The 24,929-nt window shown below is 53.5% G+C and carries 22 protein-coding genes; 10 read left to right on the plus strand and 12 right to left on the minus strand.

All coding sequences use genetic code 11. The features are described 5' to 3' along the window. Positions 1 to 15: 15 nt before the first annotated feature. The gene (locus tag ACR3FB_RS15565; RefSeq protein WP_480566192.1) at positions 16 to 786 is read right to left on the minus strand and encodes a hypothetical protein; all 771 of its coding nucleotides are present in this window, start codon (positions 784 to 786) and stop codon (positions 16 to 18) included. Between the two features lie 74 nt (positions 787 to 860). Beyond that, on the minus strand, positions 861 to 1,376 hold the full coding sequence (locus ACR3FB_RS15570) for a DUF805 domain-containing protein (RefSeq protein WP_480566194.1): 516 nt from the start codon (positions 1,374 to 1,376) through the stop codon (positions 861 to 863). A 393-nt stretch (positions 1,377 to 1,769) separates the two neighbouring features. Between ACR3FB_RS15570 and ACR3FB_RS15575 the strand changes: the two genes are divergently transcribed. The 3 genes from ACR3FB_RS15575 (at position 1,770) to ACR3FB_RS15585 (ending at position 4,733) form a co-directional block, all read left to right on the plus strand. After that, the gene (locus ACR3FB_RS15575) at positions 1,770 to 2,069 is read left to right on the plus strand and encodes a hypothetical protein (protein WP_170550033.1); all 300 of its coding nucleotides are present in this window, start codon (positions 1,770 to 1,772) and stop codon (positions 2,067 to 2,069) included. A 124-nt stretch (positions 2,070 to 2,193) separates the two neighbouring features. Further along, positions 2,194 to 3,738, plus strand: a complete 1,545-nt coding sequence (locus ACR3FB_RS15580) for a ShlB/FhaC/HecB family hemolysin secretion/activation protein (protein WP_480566196.1) — start codon at positions 2,194 to 2,196, stop codon at positions 3,736 to 3,738. Between the two features lie 857 nt (positions 3,739 to 4,595). Continuing rightward, complete coding sequence (locus tag ACR3FB_RS15585; RefSeq protein WP_480566198.1) at positions 4,596 to 4,733, plus strand: hypothetical protein; 138 nt, start codon at positions 4,596 to 4,598, stop codon at positions 4,731 to 4,733. Between the two features lie 530 nt (positions 4,734 to 5,263). Here ACR3FB_RS15585 and ACR3FB_RS15590 read toward each other — a convergent pair. Then, a complete protein-coding gene (locus ACR3FB_RS15590) occupies positions 5,264 to 6,307 on the minus strand; it encodes a helix-turn-helix domain-containing protein (RefSeq protein WP_480566200.1) in 1,044 nt (347 codons plus the stop codon). Positions 6,308 to 6,471: 164 nt separating this feature from the next. Here ACR3FB_RS15590 and ACR3FB_RS15595 point away from each other — a divergent pair, with 164 nt between their 5' ends. The 6 genes from ACR3FB_RS15595 (at position 6,472) to ACR3FB_RS15620 (ending at position 14,027) form a co-directional block, all read left to right on the plus strand. Beyond that, on the plus strand, positions 6,472 to 7,833 hold the full coding sequence (locus tag ACR3FB_RS15595; RefSeq protein ID WP_480566202.1) for a metal-dependent hydrolase family protein: 1,362 nt from the start codon (positions 6,472 to 6,474) through the stop codon (positions 7,831 to 7,833). 114 nt (positions 7,834 to 7,947) lie between these two features. Continuing rightward, the gene (locus ACR3FB_RS15600) at positions 7,948 to 9,294 is read left to right on the plus strand and encodes a metal-dependent hydrolase family protein (protein WP_480566204.1); all 1,347 of its coding nucleotides are present in this window, start codon (positions 7,948 to 7,950) and stop codon (positions 9,292 to 9,294) included. A gap of 64 nt (positions 9,295 to 9,358) precedes the next feature. Beyond that, entirely contained in the window at positions 9,359 to 9,757 is a 399-nt protein-coding gene (locus tag ACR3FB_RS15605) for a hypothetical protein (RefSeq protein WP_425085445.1), read from the plus strand. Between the two features lie 24 nt (positions 9,758 to 9,781). Continuing rightward, entirely contained in the window at positions 9,782 to 10,162 is a 381-nt protein-coding gene (locus tag ACR3FB_RS15610; RefSeq protein ID WP_170463054.1) for a hypothetical protein, read from the plus strand. Positions 10,163 to 10,424: 262 nt separating this feature from the next. Then, a complete protein-coding gene (locus tag ACR3FB_RS15615; RefSeq protein ID WP_480566206.1) occupies positions 10,425 to 11,174 on the plus strand; it encodes a DUF3299 domain-containing protein in 750 nt (249 codons plus the stop codon). A 108-nt stretch (positions 11,175 to 11,282) separates the two neighbouring features. Further along, positions 11,283 to 14,027, plus strand: a complete 2,745-nt coding sequence (locus ACR3FB_RS15620) for an AsmA family protein (protein WP_480566208.1) — start codon at positions 11,283 to 11,285, stop codon at positions 14,025 to 14,027. Positions 14,028 to 14,038: 11 nt separating this feature from the next. Here the strand turns inward: ACR3FB_RS15620 and ACR3FB_RS15625 are convergent, their stop codons facing one another. Together ACR3FB_RS15625 and ACR3FB_RS15630 are read right to left on the minus strand one after the other, a co-directional pair. Next, positions 14,039 to 14,539: a hypothetical protein gene (locus ACR3FB_RS15625; protein ID WP_480566210.1), complete on the minus strand. Its 501-nt coding sequence runs from the start codon at positions 14,537 to 14,539 to the stop codon at positions 14,039 to 14,041. Positions 14,540 to 15,116: 577 nt separating this feature from the next. Further along, positions 15,117 to 16,298, minus strand: coding sequence for an adenylate/guanylate cyclase domain-containing protein (locus ACR3FB_RS15630; RefSeq protein WP_480566212.1), 1,182 nt, complete (start codon positions 16,296 to 16,298; stop codon positions 15,117 to 15,119). A 191-nt stretch (positions 16,299 to 16,489) separates the two neighbouring features. Between ACR3FB_RS15630 and ACR3FB_RS15635 the strand changes: the two genes are divergently transcribed. Continuing rightward, positions 16,490 to 18,022 carry a phospholipase D family protein gene (locus ACR3FB_RS15635; protein ID WP_480566214.1) on the plus strand — a complete coding sequence of 511 codons (1,533 nt, stop codon included), beginning with the start codon at positions 16,490 to 16,492 and terminating at the stop codon, positions 18,020 to 18,022. Positions 18,023 to 18,512: 490 nt separating this feature from the next. Here ACR3FB_RS15635 and otnC read toward each other — a convergent pair whose 3' ends face one another. From otnC to ACR3FB_RS15670, 7 genes are read right to left on the minus strand one after another with little or no spacing between them, the layout of a single operon-like run. Continuing rightward, entirely contained in the window at positions 18,513 to 19,154 is a 642-nt protein-coding gene (gene otnC / locus ACR3FB_RS15640; RefSeq protein ID WP_480566216.1) for a 3-oxo-tetronate 4-phosphate decarboxylase, read from the minus strand. Then, positions 19,151 to 20,428, minus strand: a complete 1,278-nt coding sequence (gene otnK / locus ACR3FB_RS15645) for a 3-oxo-tetronate kinase (RefSeq protein WP_480566218.1) — start codon at positions 20,426 to 20,428, stop codon at positions 19,151 to 19,153. The genes otnC and otnK overlap by 4 nt, the downstream gene beginning before the upstream one ends. Further along, on the minus strand, positions 20,425 to 21,222 hold the full coding sequence (locus ACR3FB_RS15650) for an N-acyl homoserine lactonase family protein (RefSeq protein ID WP_480566220.1): 798 nt from the start codon (positions 21,220 to 21,222) through the stop codon (positions 20,425 to 20,427). Before ACR3FB_RS15650 ends, otnK begins: the two co-directional genes overlap by 4 nt. Beyond that, positions 21,219 to 21,506 carry a putative quinol monooxygenase gene (locus tag ACR3FB_RS15655; protein ID WP_480566222.1) on the minus strand — a complete coding sequence of 96 codons (288 nt, stop codon included), beginning with the start codon at positions 21,504 to 21,506 and terminating at the stop codon, positions 21,219 to 21,221. The genes ACR3FB_RS15650 and ACR3FB_RS15655 overlap by 4 nt, the downstream gene beginning before the upstream one ends. Next, the gene (locus ACR3FB_RS15660; RefSeq protein WP_480566224.1) at positions 21,506 to 23,017 is read right to left on the minus strand and encodes a tripartite tricarboxylate transporter permease; all 1,512 of its coding nucleotides are present in this window, start codon (positions 23,015 to 23,017) and stop codon (positions 21,506 to 21,508) included. The genes ACR3FB_RS15655 and ACR3FB_RS15660 overlap by 1 nt, the downstream gene beginning before the upstream one ends. A 4-nt stretch (positions 23,018 to 23,021) precedes the next feature. Further along, entirely contained in the window at positions 23,022 to 23,771 is a 750-nt protein-coding gene (locus ACR3FB_RS15665) for a hypothetical protein (RefSeq protein ID WP_480566226.1), read from the minus strand. Between the two features lie 57 nt (positions 23,772 to 23,828). Beyond that, positions 23,829 to 24,836 (minus strand): Bug family tripartite tricarboxylate transporter substrate binding protein, encoded by a 1,008-nt coding sequence (locus ACR3FB_RS15670; RefSeq protein WP_480566228.1) that lies wholly within the window; start codon positions 24,834 to 24,836, stop codon positions 23,829 to 23,831. Between the last annotated feature and the right edge of the window lie 93 nt (positions 24,837 to 24,929).

Below are 24,929 nucleotides of genomic sequence, written 5' to 3' on the forward strand. Positions count from 1 at the left end.
CGCTGGAGGGTGGGATCAATTACATTGATCATACCTGTAGTCCCCGTACTCCAGCCAGTTTGACGAGCCTTCGCTAAAAATCAGAAACTCGGACCTGTCTTCCCCAAGCAGGGCAACGACAAATCCGGCGGGCGGCTCATAGTTTCCGAAGTAACTGTAGGCCGTCATGGCTCTGATCGACTCGCCGTTGACCGTTACTCGCGCGTCCCATTCTCCCTCCGGGTTATCCAAAATTACGGGTTCGATGACTCGCTCTACCGCTCCGCCCCCACAATAAACGATGCCTTCTGGGGGTTCGTAGGAGGCCCCCTGGCTAGTACCTGAATCGCAGACTGAACGAAGGGACTGAATTGCCGTGCTGGAACCTTTCAAGTCAAAGATTCCGTAGCTGACATCTTGATCAATCATCGACAGATTAACTGAAGCATTGGCCGCAAGTTGGTCCAGTACAAAACCATAATCCTCCTGACTATTGAAACTGACCTCGACAGGATAATTGTCGACGATCTGCAAGGCAGCGTTTTCGGCGCCAACCTGAAATGCGCCAACTTCGGTGGTGCCGTTCTTCAAAAATCGAATGGAGAGCCCCTGCTTTTCCACGATGTCCTGGCTGTCCTCATATCCGGCCGGAGCAAAGCGGATACGATTACACTGAAGTTCCAGCGTCATGTTTCCGGTTTGAATAAAAGCATTAGGGTTAGGCCCGGAGTTGAACGACCACTCCGCTGATGCTGTGGTCGCCATTGCCATCATCAGTGTTCCAATGGAAATCGTTTTGAAACTCATTTTCTCTCTCCATGGTGTTGTGGTTCGTACTGTCATTCAGCCAGGGTTTCCGGCCCGTTACCCGGGCGAAAAAGTTAGGAAACAGGTGCGCCGTATTCGTTTGCGCCTTCTTGGGAAGGTCGCGTCAGCCACCAGATCATCAGGATGGACAGAACCAATTGAAGAATTGAGACAACAACAATACCGGTAACGCCCAGGACGGCCGCAGGTCCTCGCAATGCATCGGGATTTTCGGTCCCTTGCTCCAATACCGAAAAGAACGCCACCCCACCCAGCATAACAAAAAGCGTTGTAATGCTGAGCGCAATCGGCAGTAGCAAGTACCAGCCAGGTCGTCCTGTATCATGCAACCTCCGCCAACCGGCGGCCAGCATTGGTATGAGAACGGCCAGTTGGAAAACCGAGGACAGAACCCGAGATCCCTGCCCCGTTTCGGGGTCGGTCCCGAATAGGATCGTGTCCAGCACAGCCAAAGCAGCACTCACGAGCACCACAAACAAGAAGAACCACCAGTATTCTGAGCGTATAGCCCGACCGGAGAACTGGAAGTATTTCGAGAAACACGTTTTGACGGCTTCACCAAATCCCATTTTTCAATCCTTTCTTCGTTTCTGCGCGGCCTCAGAACGCCTCGCGGACCCAAAAGCACACCTTCGCCCTTCTGGGTTTTCCCGCCTTCTATTTTTGTTTGAACGCCAAAAACCTATCTTTCAAAAAGGTAGCGAAATTTACGCGCGGAAAAAATGTTGATTTATGAAAAATAAGATTCAAACATGCGAATTCGACTAAGCTTTATTTGACCCCCGTTGTTATCGGCCCCGGCAATCAACTCAATATCGTTCTGCCGACCAATCCGTTGGCGACAAGGTTTTGGGAAAGGTGGGCACCGGATCGAGCTGTACTCAATTGGCTGAATAGAAGCGGGCGCTTCAAAAAGGAGTGTCCAAATTCATTAAGTTCGAAGGACCCTGATGGAGAAGAAAATGACCAAAAAGACAGTGATGATTGCAGGCACAACTTTGTTTGCATTGCTTGCGGCATGTGACGAAACGAGCACGTCGGGCGCATCTGCCGAACCCACACCTGCTCAGCAGGCATGTTTGCGAGATGTGGCCAAAACCACGAACAATTCGCAAGTCGTTGTTCTCTCGTCCGCGTTTAGCGAAGCTGGAACACAAGTCACTGTCGGTGTTGGTGAGGATCGCGCTCCTTGGAATTGTATTGCTTACACCGATGGCGCGACGGCTGGTATCGAGTTCCTGGGCGACGAAGGCGCATTGTAGTCTGCTCGCTGTGTATCTCGAAAGCACCAGTCGTGATCAAATTTGAATACCGGTAAGCTCAGACATTCTAACCTCGTAATAGGATTGGGCTTTAACTTGCTCAATCATGCTAAGGTTGTGGAAAATGCCCGTATCACACTCGGTTGTATTTGCGATCATCTGCACTTTTGTGGCCATTGTATCAGTCCCAAAATACAGCTTGGCCCAAACCTGGGACATAGCATCTCAGCACTCTGTCAGCGGCGTAACGGTGTATGATACGGATGAGCTGTTAACGTTTGCAGGTCAGTTGGCCTTTGATCGGTCGGGGCGCATCACAGCGGTGGATGTCGCATCAACGATAACGCAGATCTACCGAGAGGACGGTTACTTCTTGGCTGAAGCCTGGCCTGGTCCCGATGGGCAGAGCATTGTTGTTGATGAAGGGCGTATTCAAACCATCGAAATTGAAGGTGTAGATACGCGCACGTTCCAAACCTTGGAAAAGATCTTTCGCCCCCTCACCACCGCATATCCCATAACTCTCAAACGATTTGAGCGGGCCGTTATGTTGGCCGAGGACATACCCGACTTGGACGTGTCGACCGAACTTGATTACCCGGATCAAGCTGGTGCTCGGCTGAGGGTATTGGGAGAGCCTTTGCGCAAACAAGCCGGCAGCGCGACACTCGACAACCCTCCGCGTGAGCTTGGAGAAGCGCTCAGCTTCTATATCGTACAAGAATTTTTTTCGACGCTGACCGTCGGGGATTTGCTTCGATTTGAGGGGTCAGGCAACTACAATTGGGACAAAGACGACGAACACTCATTGTGGGGCGCTGTTACCTATCGCACGCCGCTGAACAGCAATGGTCTGTACGGTGAGATTTTCTACGGAAACATAAACGCAAAACGTGACCTCTCGGGTGATTTTGCAAGAACAGATGTTGATGGCGAGAACTTCACCGTCGCGTTGGGATATCCCGTGATCCGCGATGTGGCCCGCTATGGGTACCTTCTGCTGGATTATCGCATTTCCGAAGCGGACTCAGTCAGTGGTGGCGTTCCACTATCCAGTGACGCAAGTGTCGTTGGCCTGACATATCTTTACGGGCAAAACTATCCAAAAGGACAAGCTCTGGAAGCGGGGCTAACCTTGTCTTTTGGTGACAATGACAACGACACGACAGACGCGAATTTTGACGACGGAGACTCTTCGTTCTGGCATCTGCGGGGCGGCATTGGATACGAAAGCCCGCTATCGAGCTTGTCGCCCAACACAGCTTGGCGCACTGAGATTTGGGGGCAGTACACAACCGATCGGCTGCCCTCGGTCGAGGAGTACTTCCTTGGTGATCGTTATGCTTTGCGTGGATATCGGTTTGACGAAGTGGATGGTGATTCCGGGATTTCCGCGATTTTCGAAGTGTCTCACTCCTATTTTCCAAGTTCCCAAAGCATTCATCGCTTAACGCCCTTTGTCTTTTTCGACGTGGGCTACATCTCGAACAATGACCCTGCGAGTTTTGAAGTTGATAATGCTACACTGGCCTCGACTGGTCTGGGTTTGGACATTGAGTTTAAGCAAAACTTATTCCTGTCCGGATATGTCGGTGTCCCTTTGAGAGACGGTCCGTTGACTGACTCTGGCGATCCTGGCGCGTATCTTGCTCTGACAACAAGTTGGTGAGGATGTTATGAAACTGAACCGCATTGCTTTAATTGCCGCAGCTTGTTTGTTTGCAGAACTGGCCGCGACGCAGGTCGCCGCGCAGGGAAATCATTACGGTTGGTGCCGTGGCGTAGGGAATCCGCACCGGTCGAGCCAAGGATGTGGGCAGGCCGGTGGGCAAGGGGTAGGCAATCAAATTACCGGCCCAACGCAGCCGGTGGCAAATCAGTTGCCACCAAGAGGAACGCCGCAAACGCCCACGTCCGTTGCTGTGCCCGTCCTTGCGCCGGGCGCGGTCCCGAACGCAATTCCCGGTCGGGTTCCTATCGCGACGCCGATAGCGGTTCCCGGTCAAGTCCCAACGCTGGTCGTAGCGCCGACCCTAGCTCCGCCTTTGGTGCCAAATCCGACACCAAACCGGGTTCCGACAGCCGTACCCAATCAGGTTCCGCCATTGGCTACTGTGCCGCCGCAAGTTCCGACTGCGACTCCTAATCAAGTTCCGATAGCTGTCCCTGGCCAGGTTCCGCCTCAACCCAATGTACCGCCACTTGTGCCAACAGCGACACCCAACCAAATACCAGTCGCCGTTCCTGGTCAAATCCCGCCTCAGCCTACCGGCCAACCTGCTGTGCCACCGCTTGTCCCAACCGCGACCCCCAATCAGGTTCCAATCGCGGTTCCTGGCCAGGTTCCACAGTTGACGCCAAGACCCACGGCAACTCATGTAGCCGTCCCAGGACATCAGAACCCACAAGGTGTCGTGACAATCATGCGCCCAAGGCCGAGGCCGACAACCGGTACTGTTCAGCAACCTGGCTCAACACAAGTGACCCACCATTTAACCCACCAAAGCAATTCAAAGAAACACGATCATGTCGCAGCGACACCTGGACGGCATGACCCGCACGACCTACCGAGATTCCGCAACGCTGCGGCCAAGGAAAACTGGGAATGCGTTGCCAGCGGATTTGGACAGCGCCGGTATGATGCTGGTCGAGGCGTGTTGCTGAACAACGGAGCGTTGCGGCACCTTGGAAACGTGGACGCAATGGCACGGGATGTACCTGCAAGGCATCCAAAACACTCTGGCTGCATTATATCGGTCAAACGAAAGCAGCGGTGACCCGGTTTGGTGGATTGTAGGTTTACGAATTGCATTTCACACACCTAAATCTTGTGTAGGTGAGCGCGGAACGCTGCGCCGCCGTCACTGACTACATTCAGAAAACAACTGAGTACACACCCATAGCCTTGCGCGCCGTTTGCGCAAAAGTTTGCACAATTTACCCAAAACGCTGCTCTGTTCAAAGAGCCTATTCAATTGCTGGCAGTTGTCAGGCAAACCCATCAATTATAGGCATTATTTCTCAATCAAAGTTGCACTTTGACTAGCAGAGTCCAGTCCCTTCGAGAAGGATGCAAGGCAACTGACAACGACTTGGGACTAGCTCACCGATCTTCTTGCCGAGCATCAAGACCAGTATTTGGTACAGTCTTGTTACAAGAACAGAAACCTTGATCAGCGTTGGAACCGAGCTGGTCAGCCCCGCCCTTTCACCTCGTTCCTATAAGTCGACGGGGACATTCCAGACCATTTTCGGAAGGCCCTCGAAAATGCGGTGGAGTCTGCGTAACCAAGCCGCAATGCGGTCTCACCAACGGACTTCCCTACCGGACCCAACAGCTTCTTTGCTTCTTCCAGTTTGACACCAGATATGACCTGAGAGGCTGATTGCCCATAAGGGGCCAGCCGATTGTTCAAAGTCTCCCGGTGGAAACCGCATAGGCGCGCCAGTTCTTCAACACCAAATCCCGGATCGCCAAGATGAATCCGGATCAGGCCTTGAAGCCCGGCTAAGAAATCTTGAGGCGCATGCTGGTCGAGGGAATCGCTTGTCAGGTCTGACGGGTTTTTCAGTGATTCCGGGAGCAACTTATGGCTCAGCCAGGGTGAGGGAAACCGGATCGAAAATCCCTGTGGGCTGCACTTGATGGCTTGAACACCATGAAAGTGCTTGGGCAGCACGTCAGGTTCGCTAACCCGTAAAATGATCTGGCTCGGGTCCCACCTGAAATCGAGAACCCGATGCAGCAAGGATACCCAGATGCTCGCCAGAAATGCGTCGGTTTGTCCGGGCGAAACCGAAATGTTGAAATTCCGCTTGGCACTGAAATAAGCGTGCTCACCTTCGACAAGCAGCGATTGTGTGACAGCGTTGGTTTCTTTCGAGACGGCTTGAGTGTAGCGCGTAAAGAAGTCGCCCAGCGTCAACGCCTCGGCCAACATGTCACCAAGAGGCAGAAACCGAACAAGGTCAATTGATTGACCAACTTGCGCGCAGAAGTCTGGTGATGTTGCGTCAGCAGCGGCTTGATGGATTTTATAAATCGTCTCGTGTGGCAGGAAATTCTGGCGATCCATCACCTGAGCTTCGCTCACGCCCAGAGGGTCCAGAACAAAAGCCGGTTCAACACCGGCGCCACGCAAAGCAGCTACCACGGGTGCAGCAACTGATGCCCGAACCAACGGCAAGGCCTTTTTGGCGTTTTGGTCAAATGCGTCCATGCCGACCTCAAATATCATGAAGGTAACGACAGAAAGACAGAAAGCACACAAAAAGGTGCCAAAAGCATGCAGAATGCCAAATCAATTTGGCCAAGCCCGCCATACTGTCAGGCAAAATCCGGCAATCACTCTAAAATCATATTCAGAAACATACATCTGTGATTCGTATTTGGAGGGCCTCAATGACACCGAAATTCAAACACCTGGTGGCCATGACAGCCTTTTCTGCAGGCCTGGCAATCGCGGACCAAGGTTTGGCGCAGGAAGAGAGCTTTCCGATCCTATTTACCAACGTGCACGTTTTTAACGGTGTCGATGAACAGCGAATTGAGAACGCAAACGTTCTGGTCGTAGACAACCTGATCGCAGAAGTATCGGTGGAACCACTGGCCGTCGCCAATGCCCAGATCATTGACGGCGGAGGTCGCACGCTGATGCCGGGCTTGATCGATGCGCATGTACATATGGCAATCACCGAGCCCGTCGCGGACCTGAGGGACAATTTTGACTGGATGTATTGGGGCGCGGTTTCCACAATTGAAGCCGAGAAAATGCTACTGCGTGGTTTTACAACCGTTCGGGATGCGGGTGGCCCCGCAATTGGTCTGCAAAAAGCTATTGATCGTGGAAAGGCCGTAGGGCCAAGGATTTACGCATCAGGGCCGGTCATCTCGCAGACTTCCGGACATGGCGAGCATCGGGTCTATACCGAACCCCACCCGAACTTCATGGGGGCGCAGCCGTCTTTCTTCAACCAGCATGTCGAGTTCTTGGCCGATGGCGTGCCCGAAGTACTGCGGGCAACGCGAGAAGCGCTGCGCATGGGCGCGGTGCAAATAAAGGTGATGGCAGGCGGTGGTGTGTCATCTTCGGTTGATCCGTTGCACACTGTTCAAGGATTGCCGGAAGAGTTGGAGGCATCGGTTCGCGCGGCGGCTGATTGGGGAACCTATGTCATGGTCCACGCCTATAACGACGACTCGATCCTGCGGTCGCTCGAAGCGGGCGTCATCAGCATAGAACATGGGCAACTGATGACTGAAGTATCGGCACAGGCCATCAAGGATTCTGGTGCCTGGATTGTCCCGTTTTATTCCCTGCTTGGGCTTGATGAGGAAGTTGTGAAGAAGGCGCTTGGCCCTGCGGCAGCGCCCAAATTCCTTGATGTTCAGGCCGGTGCACGCAACCAGATGAAACTGTTGCAAGAATATGAGATCGAAAACGTCGCATTCTCGACCGACATCATCGGCGACCCGGTGGCTCTGACCAAGCAGAATGACGAGTTCAAATACCGGCTGGAGGCGTGGACTTCGTACGAAATCCTGCAACAGGCCACGTCAAAATCGGCCGAACTTCTGGCACTGTCAGGAAAACTCAATCCCTACACAGCAGGCCCGCTGGGCGTGATCGAACAGGGCGCATACGCCGATCTGTTGCTTGTTGAAGGAAACCCGGTCGAAGATGCCGAGATCCTGGTCGACTACACCAACAACATCGACCTCATCATGAAAGATGGCGTGATCTACAAGAATACACTCGATTGAGTGTCGCGCGGGGTGAATTTACCTCGAAATCCCGCGCTCCCTTAACTTGGAAAATGGGAGTACTGACACGTGAAAATACTGGCCTCACTGACAGCAATCGCTGGACTTGTTTCCATGGCAGCAAGCGGTGCCTTGGCGCAGGACGCGCTCCCACAAACCTTGTTCACCAACGTGCATATCTTTGACGGAATTAGTGAAGAGCGGATCGAAAACGCGAATGTTCTGGTTGAAGCCAATCTCATAAAGACAGTCTCGACCGACGGTATTGATGCGCCTGACGCGACGCTTGTTGACGGAGGTGGGCGCACGCTGATGCCGGGCTTGATTGACAGTCACGTGCACTTTTATGCCACAGGGCTCGTGCAATCCTTCTCGGGCCTTCAGGCCGCCAAATGGGATCAAATCGGGGCCACAGCAGCCGAAAATGCCCGCGACTATCTCTACGACGGCTGCACCACGGTGCGGGATACCGGCGGAATGGGATCAGGTCTGCGCGAACTGATCGACAAGGGGATTGTAGACGGGCCACGTATCTATGCGTCAGGTGCGGCCATCGGCCCGACATCCGGGCATGGTGACTGGCGAAACCCCGAGCAGCGAACCTTCAACATGGGATCGGACGACGTCGCCAATACGTTCAACCTGTCCTATATTGCTGATGGTGCCGAGGAAATCCGGAAGGCATCGCGGCTTAACTTCGCGCACGGGGCGAGTTTCCTGAAACTGATGGCCGGTGGCGGTGTGTCATCCGAGCTCGATCCGCTCTGGTCCGTTGCTTACAACGTTGATGAGATTTCGACAGCGGTCGAGGCTGCGTCGTTCTTTGATACATATGTGACTGTCCACGCCTATACCGACGAAACGGTCACAATGGCTCTGAACGCGGGCGTCAAGTCACTGGAGCACGCTCAGATGGTGAGCGAAGAGACCGTCAAACGTATTGCGGATGAAGGTATCTTCTGGGCCCTGAATGTAGCTGGAATGGATCCAGCGCTGCTTGATCACCCCAATTTCTCTATGCCGACAGTTAAGCCGAAACTGGAAGAATATTTGGTCGGGTCAGAAAACGTCATTGAGTACATCAAGAAGTACAAGCCCAAGATCGTGCATAACGTCGACACCGTGCTATCCACCATTGGATTTGGCCGCGCACACCGGGACTTTGAAAAGTACTATTTCGCTGAATTGCTGGGAAACCATGCTTTCCTGGTTGCAGCGACCTCGACTGGTGGTGAACTCGCTCAACTGACAGGGCGTCGGAACCCTTATCCCAACAAACTGGGCGTGATCGAAGAAGGGGCCTATGCAGACATCCTGATTGTCGATGGAAATCCGCTGGAGGACCTGTCGGTTCTTGGAGCAAATCCAAAGTGGTTTGATGCAGCACCGCGGGATCGGGGGTTCGAGACCATTCGCGTGATCATGAAAGATGGCGTCTTCTACAAGAATACACTCGAGTGAGCGGAGTATGCGGGAATTTGACACCTGCGCCTTCCATCGTCGATCCTGAACAGGGGAGCGATCAATGAACAAAGTAATCGCAGTAGCTCTTTGCGTATTTGGGATCGGCGTTACTGAAGCAGCAGCGGAACAAACCCAAAGCCGATACTATCTGGGGATCGGGGAACCAAACCCCGATACCTGGCAAATCATGATCGACAACCCGACCGACCGGGAAAAGGACATGGGCGCTGCACTCGCCGCAATGGGCGGTGAGATGATCAGCTATTTCTGGGGACTGGCCGATGGCAAGAACTACATCACCGTCCGTTTCCCAGACGATCCGGGCATGGTGCAGGCCATGTATGTTTCGCGTCTGAGCCAAGGGGTTCTGAAAGACTACAGGTTCATCGAACTGATGACGAGCGCGGACATGGTTGAAGCCCTGAAGCGCGTGCCGGAATTTTCAACTCCGGTCGAATGAAGTTAGGAAGCAAAGGAACAGTCTATGAAGATCGTATACGGAATTCTCGCAGCCTTATCAGTTGTGTTTTTCATCCTTGGAGGCAGCGATGCTTATGCCAAAGACAACAAGGGTAAGAAGCCGAACAAGGGAGGCAAGGACCGTGATGTCAGCATTCAGATCGAAGACAAACCCGGCAAAGGTCCAAAGGCTGTGCCACCTGGTCAGATCAAGCGCTACACGCGCGGTGCCAAGCTCCCATCTGATCTGGAGTTCGAGGAAATCGGGGACCTTTCCAAATGGAAGCTGAAGGAGCCGGGCAACGGAAACCGCTACATTCAGGTCGATGGTGAAGTCCTCGAAGTTACGAATGATCTGTCTACCGTTGTTGATGCCGTCGGCATCGTCGGTGATCTTCTCAACTAGACGAAAGTACGATGTTTCAGGGCAAGAATTACCTCGTTTGCCCTGACGCTGGCCGGGGCGACCTTTCTGTGAACCCCGGCCCAAGGTCAAAACCCGGACACCAGGCCTAGCGATGGAAAAACCGTTCTTGTACTTTTTGCGCTTGCTACCCTTTCGCCAGAACGCGTCGTGCTCGCGCAGGAATCCGTTGGAGCTTAATGATGACCTGCCGAAGCAAGTGGCATTGGGCGCTGCTTTGCCGGAAATTTAGGAGCAAAAGACAATGCGTCTTTCCTTTGTAGTAACAGCCGCGTGCTTTTTGGCTTTGCCGGTTCATTCAGAGGTCACGCGTGTCGAGTGGTCAGACCTGATTGATGAATCCGCTCAAGACTACGAAGATCCTTTCGTTGAATTGACTGACAAACAGCTTAACGCGCTTCGTAAATTGGTCCGGTTGCGCGCACGGCAAGAAAAAGGCGGAGCCACGCCAGAACAGCTGGACCAGATTCAAGTGGATATCGAGGCGACCGAAGCAACTCTTGCTGAGGGAGGAATTGATGCGAACTGGCTGATTTCCCAACGCTGGGTTGTGATGGAAAGACGCGAGATGGCGGGCACGGCCGCCAATGTTGACATCGATGGCGTGACCGTTTCATTGGGCGGATTTGTGATCCCGGCACCCCGCGACAAAGATGGCTCCCAAATGGCGTATATCGTGCCGGAACGTGGAATGTGCAGCCACGCACCGCCTCCGCCTCCGAACCAGATGGTGCGTTTGCGCCTTAGTGATTCCTGGAAGCCCTCGACGGTTTACGAGCCCATCGTTGTAACCGGTCAAATCAGGATCGACCCGACGCAGAAAGAAATGCTGGTTGTTGATGGTCCCGTCCTCATGAAGGCTGCGTTTACTTTGGAGGTCGATGACGTTCAGATTTTTGGACCAACCAAGACTTCCGAAGAGGCTACGACCAATAGGGCAAGTGTACTGATGGGAAGAATAAAAGCGACTGGCGGGGCTATCAAAGACGAATAGTGACACGGCCCAACTGACCCGAATAAGGTTCAGAAAGGGCATTCAGTTTAGTGGGCCGAATATCTGCTTGTGAGAGACTGAACGGCGAAGGCGGCGATAGGGGAGCGCATGAGGGTTTGGCTTTTTAGGATAATTGGGCTTGTCGCACTTCTCGCTTTCGCAACAGTCGCGTTTGTTTGGTTGTTGTTTGCTGCTCCGATGTTCTCGGACATGCGGCGCGACCTTGTGGAAAGAGTTCTTTCGGAACAAATTGGTCGGCCACTTCTTGTCAATGATGATGTAAGCGTCGTGCTTGGCCGCACGAGTTACATTTACGTCGGTGGTGTGGTCATCCCGAGCCTGACAATGCCGGAGGAAGCTCTTGTGGAATTGAACCTGCTGGAGCTGGAGCTGGATATTGCCGCTTTGGCCAACAGGCGCCTGCACTTTGACAATCTCGTCGTGGAAGGCCTCCAAGCAAATCTTCTGACGGCAGAAGACGGCACCACAAGCTGGCGAAAAGGCGAGCCAACACCCAAGCCAACTTCAGAGGAAACTGTATCAGCGGATGATCAAAAAGACGTCGCTAAAGCTGATGGTACCGATAAGACCGACACGGAAAGCAGTGGAATCCTGAACTTCCTGAGCGACAAGAACGTCAGCTTCAGGTCAATCGGGTTAAACATTGACGACAAGGTCTCGGGCTTCTCTTTTGTATTTGACCTTCAGTCACTCGCGCTCGAACAAGTAGATAATGGACAAAGAACAAATGTCTCTGGTTCCGGCTCCGTCAACGGTCAGGTTTTCGAAATCGAAGGCGACTACCCACACGCCGCACCGTTTACGACACGCGCCAGTTTTGGCGAAATGACCGTAAGCTACGATGGCGAGCCCTTCTCGGCAGACGAAGGGGGCGGTTATCGCGCAGTTTTAGAAATGGACACAGGTGAGTTCGGTGATTTTCTGGACGTCATCGGGCTGGAACGCGTTCTGGAAGGCAATGGTCAGCTGCAAGCAGAGCTCGTGTCTCAGGACGCTCTGAAGATCGAGGCGTTTACAACAACTGTAAGCCTGGAGGATGGGCAAAAACTCGAAGCTGAGGGTTCAATAGATGACCTCTACACCGCTCAGGGCGTTGATCTGCTTTTCAACGCGCGGCTTCATCCTGAAGGACAGCCGCCGCCAGCAGCAAAAAGTATCCAGGAACTTAAATTCACTGGCTTTGAAATGCATATGGTCGGATCCCTGGCTTCCTTCGAATTTGAGAAGTTGCTGTTCCAAACCAATGCATTCGACCAAGGGCTGGACGTAATCGGCCCAGCCTCAATCGAAAGTATTCGCCGCATGCCAGACGGACGGCTTGCCATGCTGGGCATTGCACTACAAGCGGGTCCAATTGAAGAGCCTGTCCTGAAAGCCGAAGGTGAAATCCTCGATCTGCTTCAGCTTCAGGACGTGACTTTCGATGGGGAGCTAAACGGGCCCGCCAAGTTGATTTTGCCCAACCTCGATGAAGACTACGTTGACCAGTTCGGCGGCATCAAAGCCGATTTCAACATATCCAACGCGGGTGGGCCGGTTTCACTCAACAGGTTTAACGCGACCACCTACGGCACCGATCTCTGGGCACTCGATCTCGCACTATCTGTCAACGAGATAAGAGGCCTTGCCGGTCTCGATTTCGACGTGGAATTGGACGTCGACGACAGCGCGGATTTTCTGACCGCAGTGAATCTGCAACCTGTCGAAATCGGATCACTAGCTATCAATGCTGAAACCTCCAAACAGGGCGAGGACTTTGATGCCGCAATCCAGTTCGAAGCAGGGTCCTCGCATCTTCTTGCGGCTTTGGACGCAAAATTTCCCGAGGGTGCTTCTGTTGTTCGGGGCAACATCACGAGCGAAAGGCTCGATCTCAACGACCTGAAAAACCTGACTGCCGTGCTGAACCAACTGAAAAGCTTGGTAGGCGAGACTACAAAGGAACCTGAAACCGAAGTTCAGCCTTTGGTTTTGCCGAAGGAGACAGACGTCCAGCCCTTGGTTTTGCCAAAGGAAAAAGGGAAACCTGCCGATCTTCTGGATGTGCAGCGCGTACTGCGAGAAGCTGACGTCGAGGTACAGATCGAATTCAAAGAGATTGTAGGCCAGCAAGGGGTAACGTCTGTTTCAAGCCAATTGTCTGCCAAAGACGGAACCGTGGATTTCGGGCCTCTTCAGATGGCTTATGGTGGCGGAAACTTCAGCCTGCGGGCTGTCATGGACCTGATTGACTCACCTGATTGGCTTTCGTTATCGGGATCGACCTCGGGATGGGAATTCGGTGAGATCCTTGATGAGTTGGGCATTGGTATTGAGGCCTATGGGCGTTTGAGCGGTGAGTTCAACGTTTCTGGCAGTACCGCCTCGGGCAAGGCCTTCGTCAATTCGATGCGTGGCAATGCGTCGTTGTCGATGTCGCAAGGTTACATTAGTACCAGCCTACTAGAGTTGGCCGGGCTAGGTATTTTCCCATGGCTCTTTTCAGAAGAGTTCCGACAAGGCTATACCGACATCACTTGCGTAGTCGCCCCGGTTGATATCCAGGCCGGACGGGTCAGTTCAAACTCCATCGTCATCGAAACAGGGTCAGTTCAATTGGTGGCCAGGGGGCAAGTGGACTGGCTGAACGATAGCATCGCATTAAGAGCGGAGCCTCGTCGCGTCGGCAAACCCCTATCCCGGAGTGCTTGGCCATTTGATGTAACGGGTCAGCTTTCGTCGCCAAAGTTCAAGCTGGATGTGGGTGGGTCTAGAAGCAAGGCTCCAGAGGGCGCTGACGCTATGCCTGTCAACAGGCAACCTTGTGTGCCGGACATCAATCAATTGCAGTAATCGGGCGCGACCTAGTTCTTCAGTTGTTCCGGTTGTTCGGCCTGACACGTCAGAACGGCCTCAATGGCTTTTGCAGACCCGCTGAGGTCGAGTTCAACCTCGGCGCCACTTTCACCAATAATCTTAACGCTTTGGCGTTTTCCAAACTCGGTCACAAACGCCGGGTTGTCGAAAAAGGCGTAGCCTCCGGGAACTCCATTCTTGTAGACACCAACCGCTTCGCCTTCGAATTTTGCATCACCAAAGTCGAACTTTACGATGCCGGTCGCGCCGTCCTCGATCTGCACCCAGGCCGGATTATAGGCGGCAAAAAAACCACCAGCCTGATTGGGAGACGCGCCAATTTCAACAGTCATTTCGTCTTCAAAGGGCTTCCACGCGAGACAGCCATTGCCCTTTTCGGGATCAATCAGGATTGTCCAGTCCCCGGATTCACCCCACCGCTCCATACCAGCAGCCCACACCGCGCCAGTGGAGATCAATGCCATTGCTGTCAGCGCCAACCTGTTCATTAAAAGCTCCACACGTGTTCGGCCAATCCTTTGATGCAATCAGATTATCGCGCGGGGTCAATCAAATACAACCATTCGATTTCCGGAATGTTGAACCATCGCTAATGCGACGTTGCCCTGAAAAGAATTCATCTTCAGCCTCCGCCATAGAAAATATGACGCTCACCTCCCCTAGAATTTGCCAGAGTTGTTCCAAGTCTCTTTCCGGCCAATCTGTTCCTGAACACTCCAGTGTTCGACGATCTTTCCACCCTAGAGCCGGAATAGGTCAAAAACGGCCCAGTCGTGCTCGTCTTGTTTTAAATGGCTAAAAGCGACCACGAAATTTCCTTGGCCGAGTGGTCGGTGAACTTTGATGTATTGCGCGGTTTTTCCGCCACTTGTCACTTCTCCAAGATGCTTGGAAAAAACTTCCAATCCATCGGCTACGCCCGTTGAGTGTAGCGTTTAGCGATCCGTAGGATTGCCGCCGCGCGTTCAGTGCTGCCGTTCTCCGAAAAGTACGTAAAGGCCGCTAGCAGCGTAAGGCAGACCTAGAAAATACGAAAATCCATTGGATTCCCAAAAAGATAGAGCATCATTTGGCTTGGTGGGATAGGCTGATAACACGAAAAATCTGCACAGGGTTGCCGATGCCCTTCAGTTCCCGTTCTCCCATTTCTTCTGTCTCCACATGTTCTTCTATGTCTAGAAGCGCCCGTTGGTTCAAAAGGATCTGCCCGTCGCTGGCAAAGTCGCAAAGCCTAGATGCGGTGTTCACAACCCCACCTATTGCCGTGTAGTCGGCGCGACCATGAAACCCGATAAGCCCAAGCGTCGCGTAACCACTACTGATCCCAATACCTAAACCCATCGCATGTCCGAGTTTCTGCCAGGGTGCTCGGATTCCTTCGAAAGCTTCGCTTATTGCCTTGGCCAGCCGCACGGCTTGCAGAACGGGCTGATCGCACGGAACCGGGTCATTGAAGAAGACCATCAATCCGTCTCCGGCTCGGTATCCGATTGTTCCCTTGTGTCGGGCAACTAAATGGCCAACCTCATCATGGAAATGCTGGAGAAGCGTAATGACATCTTCCGGCTCAATCGCCTCGGAAATCGCTGTGAAATTCCGGATGTCGCAAAAAAGGCAAGCGATGTATTGACGATGAGTATTCAAAAGATCGTCAGCGTTTTCTTCGACGACAAGCTCCGCAACTTGAGGCGCAAGGAATTGTTTGAGACGCCCCAGCCTGTCAATCTCACCTTCCTGGCGCTTTACCTTCTCAGTCAGTCTTTCGTTCAATGCTTCTATTTCATGCGTCTGGTTGCGAACCGTGTGGTTCAAAGCATCGAGTATGAAGTTCTGGTTTAGCAAAGCCGCGATCACCAAAAGCACATAGGCCAAAGCTTCGACGCGTTCATCATAGCCGAAGTACAGTGTGACAATCAGGATGACGGCAGCAATCCCACCAAGGACGAGTGGAAGCTCCTTGGCATGCCGTTTCCGGTCTCTCCATAAGAAACTAACCGCCAACAATGCAAACACCCACATGAGCACCGCTTGCGCATGAGGGTTTATGGAAAGCGCTTCGTAGCCAACCAAATAGGTCAGTAAAATCCCGGAATAGCACGTGGCCAAAGAAGCCAAAGCAGCCAAGACAGCTCCGATCCCGATTGGCATCGAGATTTTGAACTCCTCCGTTGCCACGCCGATACCGTCGGCCACAGCACGCCGCGAAGGCTCCGCAGCGGAGTTATTTCTGTGTTCGGGATCAGGCATGGTCCTCGTTCGCACTTGGTCGCTGGTAGAGTACGTTTGATTTGAGATTGCGTCAAAATCACATGCCAGCATGCGAAAGCTGAGGGTTTCACCAAAACAACGCCCAGCGAAACAGTCTCATGCTTCACAGAACAGACTTGCAATCACCCGTCTCGGCGTAGTCACCTAACTTTAGGGGATGGAGGAAGCTGATGACACGATGGAAGTTAGTGGTCTGTATTTTATGCACGCTGACCCTTCTTGCTTGCGCCCCCAAAACTCGCACATTTGAAAAGACGGTATCGGCTTCGCTGCCGGCGGACTCGCGCACAGCTCTCAGTCGGGCGGCCAATCGGCTTGGCGATCCCAAAGACGGTCGGTCGGGCGTAAAGCTGATCAGTGACGGCGAAGAAGCTCTTGTCTCAAGACTATTGCTCGCTGCGGCGGCCGAGAGAACGATAGACGCGCAATACTACCTTCTACACGACGACCCAACGGGTCACCTATTCGCCGCCAGTCTTTTGCAGGCAGCCGATCGGGGTGTTCGTGTCCGATTGTTGCTGGATGACATGGATACGTCCAGCTATGACGCGATGACAGCCGCATTGGACAATCACAAAAATATTGAGATCCGGCTATTCAATCCATTCTGGCGGGAACAAAGCCTTCTGATCGCAGGTTTGACCGATTTCAAACGCATCAATCGCAGAATGCACAACAAGTCCATGACCGCAGACAACGTGTTCACGATTGTGGGCGGGAGAAACATCGGTGACGAGTACTTTCTCGCGCGAGAAGAAATGAACTACGCTGATCTAGATGTGCTGGCAGCAGGCCCCGTCGTACGCCAGGTGTCGCAAAGCTTTGACTCATACTGGAACAGCGAATTCGCCGTTCCGGCTCGGGTAGTCGTTGGAGAACCACAGGAATTTGACCTTGGTGATGCGCGAGTCAGGTTGAACGAACTGTTCGAGGAAGCGAAGCAGACGCAGTATGGCGCGGCCCTCAGAAAGTCGGCACAAGAGAACTTCGCAGATGGAGCCCTGTCATTGGATTGGCTGCATGCGAAGCTCTATGCTGATCCGCCGTCAAAAACCGCAGGTCTCGAGAACTCAGGTCCCGTTCTGGCATCTCAATTGCTTCCGTACTTCGAGAATGCCAGCAGCGAAGTGAACATCGTCTCTGCCTATTTCGTGCCGCGCAACAACGGCGTTAAATGGCTGACCGAACTGGAGAACCGTGGTGTCGACGTGAAGGTTGTAACCAATTCACTTGCATCTAACGACGTCGCACCCGTTTACGCGCACTATGCCAAGAAACGCCGTGCACTTCTACGCGGTGGAGTAGAGCTCCATGAGCTGCGACCGGACGCCTATCAGGTCCAACGCCGCGGTATTAACTGGGCTCAATCCAGGTCAGGCCTGCATTCCAAGGCATTTGCAGTCGATGACCGATACTTGTTCGTAGGATCGTTCAACTGGGATCCGCGATCTGTCAACATCAACACCGAGATGGGAATTCTGATTGACTCGCCAGTATTGGCGACACAGACCATGGGTGCCTTGGACGACGCGCTACCCGCATACACATATAACGTGACTCTCGAGAAAGCTGGTCAGCTTAAATGGACGACAAGAGGCGATGATGGCAACGTTCTTGAGTACCAATCGGAACCGACAGGATCGACCTGGGATCACATAGTTGCCGGATTTTTAAGTATTTTACCGATTGGGTCTCAGCTGTAGGTATTTTGGCAAATACCCGACGCTACCAGAGAACTCCGGCCTGCAAAAACGGCTGGATTGGGTTCAAAACGTCCGTTGCTCCTTTCCAGCCGGTCATTTGAATCATCCGCCCGCCAGAATTTGCAAACTTCGCTTTCAGCGCATTGCAGACCTTCGCGAGAATCCAAGCAGAAAAGCCGCATGGAACCCAAGGGGCCTTAGAGAGGCCCTTTGTGGGGTTGAGCGCCGCAAAGAACCATGGCCGCATGACTACGACAAAAACTGATTAAATTCGTCGCTAAGGCAGAGAATCGCGCAGCGCAAGACTACAGGCAAACTACGCAAACTTATGGGGTGAGCGTAGTGTTATGCGCAAACCTAAGCATCATGTAAGCGCGCTCATAACGGTGCGTTCCTGCAATTGATTGCATTGATTAAGCTCAAGCGTGTTTGCGAATAACTCTTCACGATTTGCCCAGTAGTTTGCAAACTCCCCCCTACCGGTGTCTGACTACATCCTTCCGAAAGTCTCTTTGAGTTCTGTGACTTGTTCAGCATCCAGTAGGCGGGTTGGCAGACCGCGCAAAGCCACGAGCAGCTTGGCCGTTTCTTCTAGCTCTTCTGCTGCACAGACAGCAGAGAAGAGGTCCTTTCCCGACACGACCGGGCCATGATTAGCCAACAGAACCGCACTGTACTTGCCGCCCAATTCGCGGATCAAATCACCGGATTTCGGGTCACCCGGCTTAACGTATGGAACCAGTTTGACCGTGCCAACGCGCATCACCACGTATGGTGTTAGCGGTGGAATACAGTCATTGGGATCGGTGTCTTCCAAACACGACAGTGCAGTGGCCCAAGTTGAATGCAGATGCACCACGGCGCCCGCTTCTGGCCGCGTCTCGTAGAAGGCTTGGTGCAGAAAGACTTCCTTTGTCGGCTTATCGCCCGAGACGTGGCTGCCATCCAAACTAATCTTGGCGATGCGCTCTGGGTCGATATCGCCGAAGGTCGAATTCGTTGGCGTCATGAGGATCCCGTCATGTAGACGCGCGGAGACATTGCCCGCAGTGCCGACGGAAAAGCCACGCGCAAAAAGCGAGGCGCACAGTTCCGACATTTGCCGTCGCAGTGCCTGTTCTTCAGAACTCATTTGCCTGCCTCCATCATTTTCAGCGCTTTCGAGAAGAAATCTGGAGCGCCAAAGTTTCCAGACTTCAAAGCCAGTGCAATGGGTTCAGATTTTCCAACGCTCAAGACTGGCACGCCCGGATCAATCTCTGGCCCAATTGACATGGCCGGTGACCCCAGTGCCTGTGATACAGCCTTGGCGACAGCTCCAGACGTCTCTCCTCCTGCCACCACAAGGCGCTTGTACCCCGTTTCGGCAAGTTGTCGTGCTGTATCTGCAAAGAGATTGTCCAGCTTTTCCGCCACGGCTTCTTGGCCAAATTGACCTTGGATCGCGCGCACATCATCCGGGCTTCCCGATGAAAACGCGAGTGGCGCCTGATCCGGATGCGTTTTAAAGAAATCCAGAAGCGTTTGCGTGGTCACTTCCCCGGACATGACACCTGGAACATCAATGGCGAACGTCGGATTGGATTCCGCATGAACATCGATCTGCCCGCGTGTCGCACCTGAACAAGACCCTGCAAGGATAGCGGCGGGCCCAGCGATACCAGTGAACGCAATGCCAACACTTTTGGATGAAGCCTCTCTCAAGAAGTTTCTTGGTAACCCCAGTGCTAGGCCGGATCCCCCAGTAATGAGCTGGGCATCCTTTAGAGCCTCACCCCAAGCCAACAAATCTTCGTCCGAAATCGCATCACCGATCACAAATCGTTCGTCGGTGTTCTGCAAAGCTGTCGCAATCGCCTCTGGCCCTTGCTTCACAGTGTCAATTGGCACCAACCCAACCGCTTCTTCGGTCTGATGTTGCAACCATCGCTTGAGGTTGGCATCCGTCATCGGAGTAAGAGGGTGATTTTCCATCCCAGACTCGTTCAACAGCTTGCCGAGCACAAAAAGATGGCCTTGATAGATCGTTCGCCCCGTTGTCGGAAAGGCCGGGCAAAAAACCACCTTTTGCGCGCCCAGTTCGTTGGCCAACGCTTCCGCAACCGGGCCGATATTTCCCTCCATAGTGGAATCGAAGGTCGAGCAATACTTGAAGATGAACTGGTGGCACCCTTGACCCGCGAGCCACCGCAAGGCACTCAGGCTGTCTGCAATGGCTTCCTCGACCGGTGCAGTGCGGCTCTTGAGCGAGACGACGCCTGCTTCGATCTCCTCTTCGGCTGGGATATTCGGAATACCCGGAAACTGCGCGGTTCTTAATCCGCCTTCCGGCTTAACGCCTTTCGCCAAGGTGTTCGCAATATCGCTCGCACCAGTAAAGTCGTCCGCTATGACGCCGATCTTCATAGTTTGATGTCCTTGGTTGGCCCGGAATCCAGCCTATGGATATGGGGGGCCGCTCCGACGGGAAAAACCTCACGCACAAGTGGATCATGGCCGGGCACGATAAGTCGAGGGTGCGAGGCCAACTTTTCGAGCGTCTCGAAACCATCCATCATGTCTTGCAGGTCGACGACGATGGGAAACGCTTTGCGCGCCATAAAATTCTCGTAGTAATGCGAGGCATCAGAGGCGAGTACCATCCACCCGGCTGCCGTTCTCACGCGAACGCATTGCAACCCGCGCGAATGCCCACCGATGCAGTGCACCGTGATCCCATCTGCAATCTCGGCATCTCCATCGTAGAACACGACCTTGCCTGAATAGAGACGCTTTATGACCTCGCAGACATGGCCGGCCGTGAAAGGCGCGCGCAGATGGTCATGGCACATGCAGGGGCCTGTAGCGAAGGCCATTTCCGCCGACTGCATGTGCAACTTCGCGTTAGGGAACATATGCAGCCCCCCTGCGTGGTCATAATGAAGATGGGTAACGATAACCTCAGTCACCGCTTCCGGTGCAATGCCTAGGGGCCGCAAAGCCTCGCGAGGGTCTATCGCGATGGGACGACCACGAGCGGCGGCCTCATCGGAGTCGTAGCCAGTATCGACCAGAATGACTTTGTTGCCGCGTTTGAGTACCCAAACGAAATAGTCCATCGCATGGGGAGCGTCGTGATTATCATCGATGATGAAACTATCAGCTCGCGTCCGGGCGTTTCGATCCGCGTATTTCACGGCGTGGATTTCCCAATCGTTCATCGGATGACCTCGGAGAACTGGTGAACTGCCTTCGTGGCGATCATATCAGCCACTGCCGTATCAAAGGACTGAAAATGCGCGCTTTCTAGGTGGGCAGAGAATGCCACGCTGTCATCATAAACCTCATAGAGAAAAACTGTCTCAGGATCGTCGCCGAGACATACGTCAAACTGCTGGCATCCGGGTTCTTTACGCAAAGAGGTTGAAGCGTTTTCGACCATCAGCGGCAAGAAGGTGTCTCTCGTACCGGGTTTGAGAGTGAAGGTGACAGTAACCACAAACATCAGACGGAAAGTCCTTTCAGACGTGAGAAAGCGCGCTTCGCAACAGGCAGTTGGCTTAGGATCAGACCAGTGTTGAGCACCAACAGAATGGCGGCACCAGGTCGTGAAAAGAAGACCGCAAGATCCCCATCCGACAAGAACAGCGACCGGCGGAAGGTTTCATCGAACAGACTGCCCAGAATAACCCCGATCACCAGCGGCGCGATTGGGTACTTCATCAGGTTCATGAAATAGGCAACGGCACCGACACCAAGCATCAGGTAGAGATCATTAATGCCGCCACCAACGCTGAATGACCCGATTGTTGTCAGAACCATCACGACGGGCAAGAAGATGGTCTGCGGGATGGCGAGTATCTTGATAAATACCCGAGCGGTGAAAAGCCCCATCAGGAACATTGTCAGCGATGCCAGCACCAGGATTGCAACCACGCGGAGAATGATCTCGGGATCAATCGTCGGCCCCGGGATCACATTGTTAATCTTGAAAGCGCCCATCAAAGCGGCCGCAGGTGGTGAACCGGGTATACCCAACACCAAAAGCGGGATCAGCGCGCCGCCAATACAGGCGTTATTTGCGGTCTCAGAACACAGCAGACCTTCCAATGACCCTTTGCCGAACTTGTTGCCCTCAGTAGATACGGTCTTGCCAACACCGTAGCTGACCCAACCGGCGACATCTTCGCCAACTCCGGGAAGTGCTCCGACCCCTGTCCCGATCACGCCTGACCGGCAAATGGTGGGCAGGTAGCGCCGAATAGAACAAAGGTTCGGAAGAATGCGGCCTTTCAGGGCCAGAACTTTGCCGGCCTCAACGTGCCTCAAACCGTCTATGATTTGGGGAATGGCAAAAGCCCCCATCAAAACTGGCACGACCTGAAATCCGCTCATAAGGTAAGACCAGCCGAAGGTATAGCGCGGCTCAGACAACAGAGGGTCGAGGCCCACCATGGACATCGCAAGCCCGATCAGACCGGCGATCCATCCCTTAATCACCAGGTCTTCGCTCATCAAAGTGCCAGAAAGCAGAATGCCGAAAAGGGCCAGAAGTGCTTTCTCCGGGCTTGCGATGTTCTTTGAAACCAAAAGAAGCGCCCAGACAAAAATCAGAAGAGTGATGGTCCCGATAACTGTGCCTATGAAACTGGCCGTTGTGGTCAGCCCGAGTGCTTCGCCCCCTCGACCTGCTTTGGCCAGAGGGTAGCCATCCATGGCCGTGGCCGCGCTGGCTGCTGTGCCAGGTATGTTCAGCAGAATAGACGGATAAGAGCCGCCGTAAATCGCACCAACATAGGCCCCGAGCAAAGCGATGAGCGAATAGTCGAGCGGGATTTTGTTGCCGAAGAAACCTGTCAGGATCGTCACCGCCAGGGTTGCCGTTAGGCCGGGCAATGCACCGAACGTGATGCCAAGGAAAACGGATGCGATCAAATACAGATAGGTCAGCGGGTCCACTGCCAGGCCCACGAAAGCGGCCCCAAATCCGGCCAGTTGCGAAAGGATAAAGTCCATCCGGTCAGTCTTTCCATAGCGGACGAAGCGTCACGTAGTAGTGGTATTCGATTTGCTTGAAGATAAGCCCGCCGCGCGCAGGAACGTTCTGGTGGAAGACAAAGGCCATCGCGCAAACAAGGATCAGCGGGGCCAATATTGCGACGATTGGCACGACCCGCAAAACAGGCTCGGAAGCCGCTTTGGATAGCACCACAAGTGTGAGCGAGACCCATAAGGCCAGTGTAAACCAATCATCGCCGTGTGCATTCCAATCCGCCTGCGCGGGAAAAATGGCAAACGCAAAAAGCCCGGCAGAAGCAACCACGACACAGGCAACCAAAGCACGCCGAGCATGGCCGCCGTAGTAGCCGTACGTCAAAGCTGTTATCAGCAACCCAGAACACAAAATGAAGTCCACTCTGGGAACGAGCCCAACGACATATGCAAGAAGGATCAGGCCTATTGTTGAAGCTCGATAGGCCTCCGACTTGTCCCACCCGATCCCCAAAGCACTGAGCGCGCTTTGGGCTCCACCTGAGCGAATTGAAACAGCCAACAAAACGAAGGACAACGCAAGCAACCCTCCGAAGATGAACAGCGGCACAATTGCAGCCGAGTTGTACCAATCCGACCCACTTACACCTGCGCGGTTTTCACCCCAAAGGGGGATGTCCAACGTCTTCCAAAGAAAAAAGACGGACACTGATATAAGAACAATTGCTGCCCAAAAGTCGCGCGTCCGCATGACCAGTGTTTCGTCAGGTTTGTCCATTGCCTGCCTCCTGAGGGAAAGGGCGCGATCCAGCGCGCCCTTTCAAAAGTGATCGGATTAGGGCTTCTCAATACCCAGCGAGGCCGGATCGACGGTCGCGGCGCCTAAATCTTGCAAGGTGTAGGCAAAGGTAGCTTCGAGGTTCGCAAACAGCTCTTGAGCCTCTTCACCGTGCTGACCACCGACGTCGTAATTGTTTGCCGCAGCCCATTCAGCGACAGTGTCAGACGCAATAGCCTGCTCGAACGCATCGCCCAACGCAGCCTTAACGTCTTCCCCGGCCGAGTTGTGAACAGCAAACCCGATGGCCTGTTTAAGCGGCAGATACTGATCAAGACCGTCATAGATGCCGAAGGCAGACGGCACGGTTGCCCCTGCGATCTGCGCGTCCTCGGGCGTCAACATAGCAAGCGGTTTAAGTTGACCGCCTTCGATCAACGGAGCCTGCTCAGCCATTGACGTCACAACCAACGCAACTTCACCCGCTATCGCTGCCTCCTGCCCGGGCGCGGAGCCTTTGTATGGAACAAACTTGAATTCTGCACCGGACCCTTTTTCGATGGCCAGAAGGTTCAAGTGGTGGATCGAACCTGCGCCCGAAGCCGCGGCTGGAATAGTGCCCGGAGCAGCTTTCGCGGCGTCGACCAGTTCTTCCAAAGTATTGTAAGGGCTGTCCGCCGGAACCGAGATCAGATCAGGTGATCCGCCAACAATGAATGGATACCAAAAGTCAAATTTCTTATCCCAACCACCCTGCACAGCAGCGGTGACATTCGATTCAGACAGACCAACCAGTGTGTAGCCATCGTCTGGTTGGTTCATAACGTAGACCATACCGTTGGAGCCTGCGACACCACCTGTTTGATTGATCACATTGATCGAGACCGGAAGGTGTTTTTCCATCTCGGCCATGATCATACGGTTGATCGTGTCCGTACCGCCACCGGCCCCCCAAACCACAGCTGTGGTGATATCACGATAGGGGTAATCCTGCGCAGCAGCTGCGCCTGCAATACTGGTCGCCATCACAGCTGCGGCCGCCAACCGCCCTAGCATTAGTTTCATTTCCAAGTCCTCCCAAACAACTTCGCGTTTATTATTGCATTTATTTGCGTATACATTAAAGAATGCGTTGTCAACGGACTGTAGTGAAAGCTG

The organism is Ruegeria sp. AO1, from assembly GCF_056535985.1.

Bases quoted from the DNA above. Each gene is read 5' to 3' on its own strand.
- ACR3FB_RS15565 (WP_480566192.1), bottom strand. From the start codon at position 786: ATGAGTTTCAAAACGATTTCCATTGGAACACTGATGATGGCAATGGCG.
- ACR3FB_RS15570 (WP_480566194.1), bottom strand. From the start codon at position 1,376: ATGGGATTTGGTGAAGCCGTCAAAACGTGTTTCTCGAAATACTTCCAG.
- ACR3FB_RS15575 (WP_170550033.1), top strand. From the start codon at position 1,770: ATGACCAAAAAGACAGTGATGATTGCAGGCACAACTTTGTTTGCATTG.
- ACR3FB_RS15580 (WP_480566196.1), top strand. From the start codon at position 2,194: ATGCCCGTATCACACTCGGTTGTATTTGCGATCATCTGCACTTTTGTG.
- ACR3FB_RS15585 (WP_480566198.1), top strand. From the start codon at position 4,596: ATGTCGCAGCGACACCTGGACGGCATGACCCGCACGACCTACCGAGAT.
- ACR3FB_RS15590 (WP_480566200.1), bottom strand. From the start codon at position 6,307: ATGATATTTGAGGTCGGCATGGACGCATTTGACCAAAACGCCAAAAAG.
- ACR3FB_RS15595 (WP_480566202.1), top strand. From the start codon at position 6,472: ATGACACCGAAATTCAAACACCTGGTGGCCATGACAGCCTTTTCTGCA.
- ACR3FB_RS15600 (WP_480566204.1), top strand. From the start codon at position 7,948: ATGGCAGCAAGCGGTGCCTTGGCGCAGGACGCGCTCCCACAAACCTTG.
- ACR3FB_RS15605 (WP_425085445.1), top strand. From the start codon at position 9,359: ATGAACAAAGTAATCGCAGTAGCTCTTTGCGTATTTGGGATCGGCGTT.
- ACR3FB_RS15610 (WP_170463054.1), top strand. From the start codon at position 9,782: ATGAAGATCGTATACGGAATTCTCGCAGCCTTATCAGTTGTGTTTTTC.
- ACR3FB_RS15615 (WP_480566206.1), top strand. From the start codon at position 10,425: ATGCGTCTTTCCTTTGTAGTAACAGCCGCGTGCTTTTTGGCTTTGCCG.
- ACR3FB_RS15620 (WP_480566208.1), top strand. From the start codon at position 11,283: ATGAGGGTTTGGCTTTTTAGGATAATTGGGCTTGTCGCACTTCTCGCT.
- ACR3FB_RS15625 (WP_480566210.1), bottom strand. From the start codon at position 14,539: ATGAACAGGTTGGCGCTGACAGCAATGGCATTGATCTCCACTGGCGCG.
- ACR3FB_RS15630 (WP_480566212.1), bottom strand. From the start codon at position 16,298: ATGCCTGATCCCGAACACAGAAATAACTCCGCTGCGGAGCCTTCGCGG.
- ACR3FB_RS15635 (WP_480566214.1), top strand. From the start codon at position 16,490: ATGACACGATGGAAGTTAGTGGTCTGTATTTTATGCACGCTGACCCTT.
- otnC (WP_480566216.1), bottom strand. From the start codon at position 19,154: ATGAGTTCTGAAGAACAGGCACTGCGACGGCAAATGTCGGAACTGTGC.
- otnK (WP_480566218.1), bottom strand. From the start codon at position 20,428: ATGAAGATCGGCGTCATAGCGGACGACTTTACTGGTGCGAGCGATATT.
- ACR3FB_RS15650 (WP_480566220.1), bottom strand. From the start codon at position 21,222: ATGAACGATTGGGAAATCCACGCCGTGAAATACGCGGATCGAAACGCC.
- ACR3FB_RS15655 (WP_480566222.1), bottom strand. From the start codon at position 21,506: ATGTTTGTGGTTACTGTCACCTTCACTCTCAAACCCGGTACGAGAGAC.
- ACR3FB_RS15660 (WP_480566224.1), bottom strand. From the start codon at position 23,017: ATGGACTTTATCCTTTCGCAACTGGCCGGATTTGGGGCCGCTTTCGTG.
- ACR3FB_RS15665 (WP_480566226.1), bottom strand. From the start codon at position 23,771: ATGGACAAACCTGACGAAACACTGGTCATGCGGACGCGCGACTTTTGG.
- ACR3FB_RS15670 (WP_480566228.1), bottom strand. From the start codon at position 24,836: ATGAAACTAATGCTAGGGCGGTTGGCGGCCGCAGCTGTGATGGCGACC.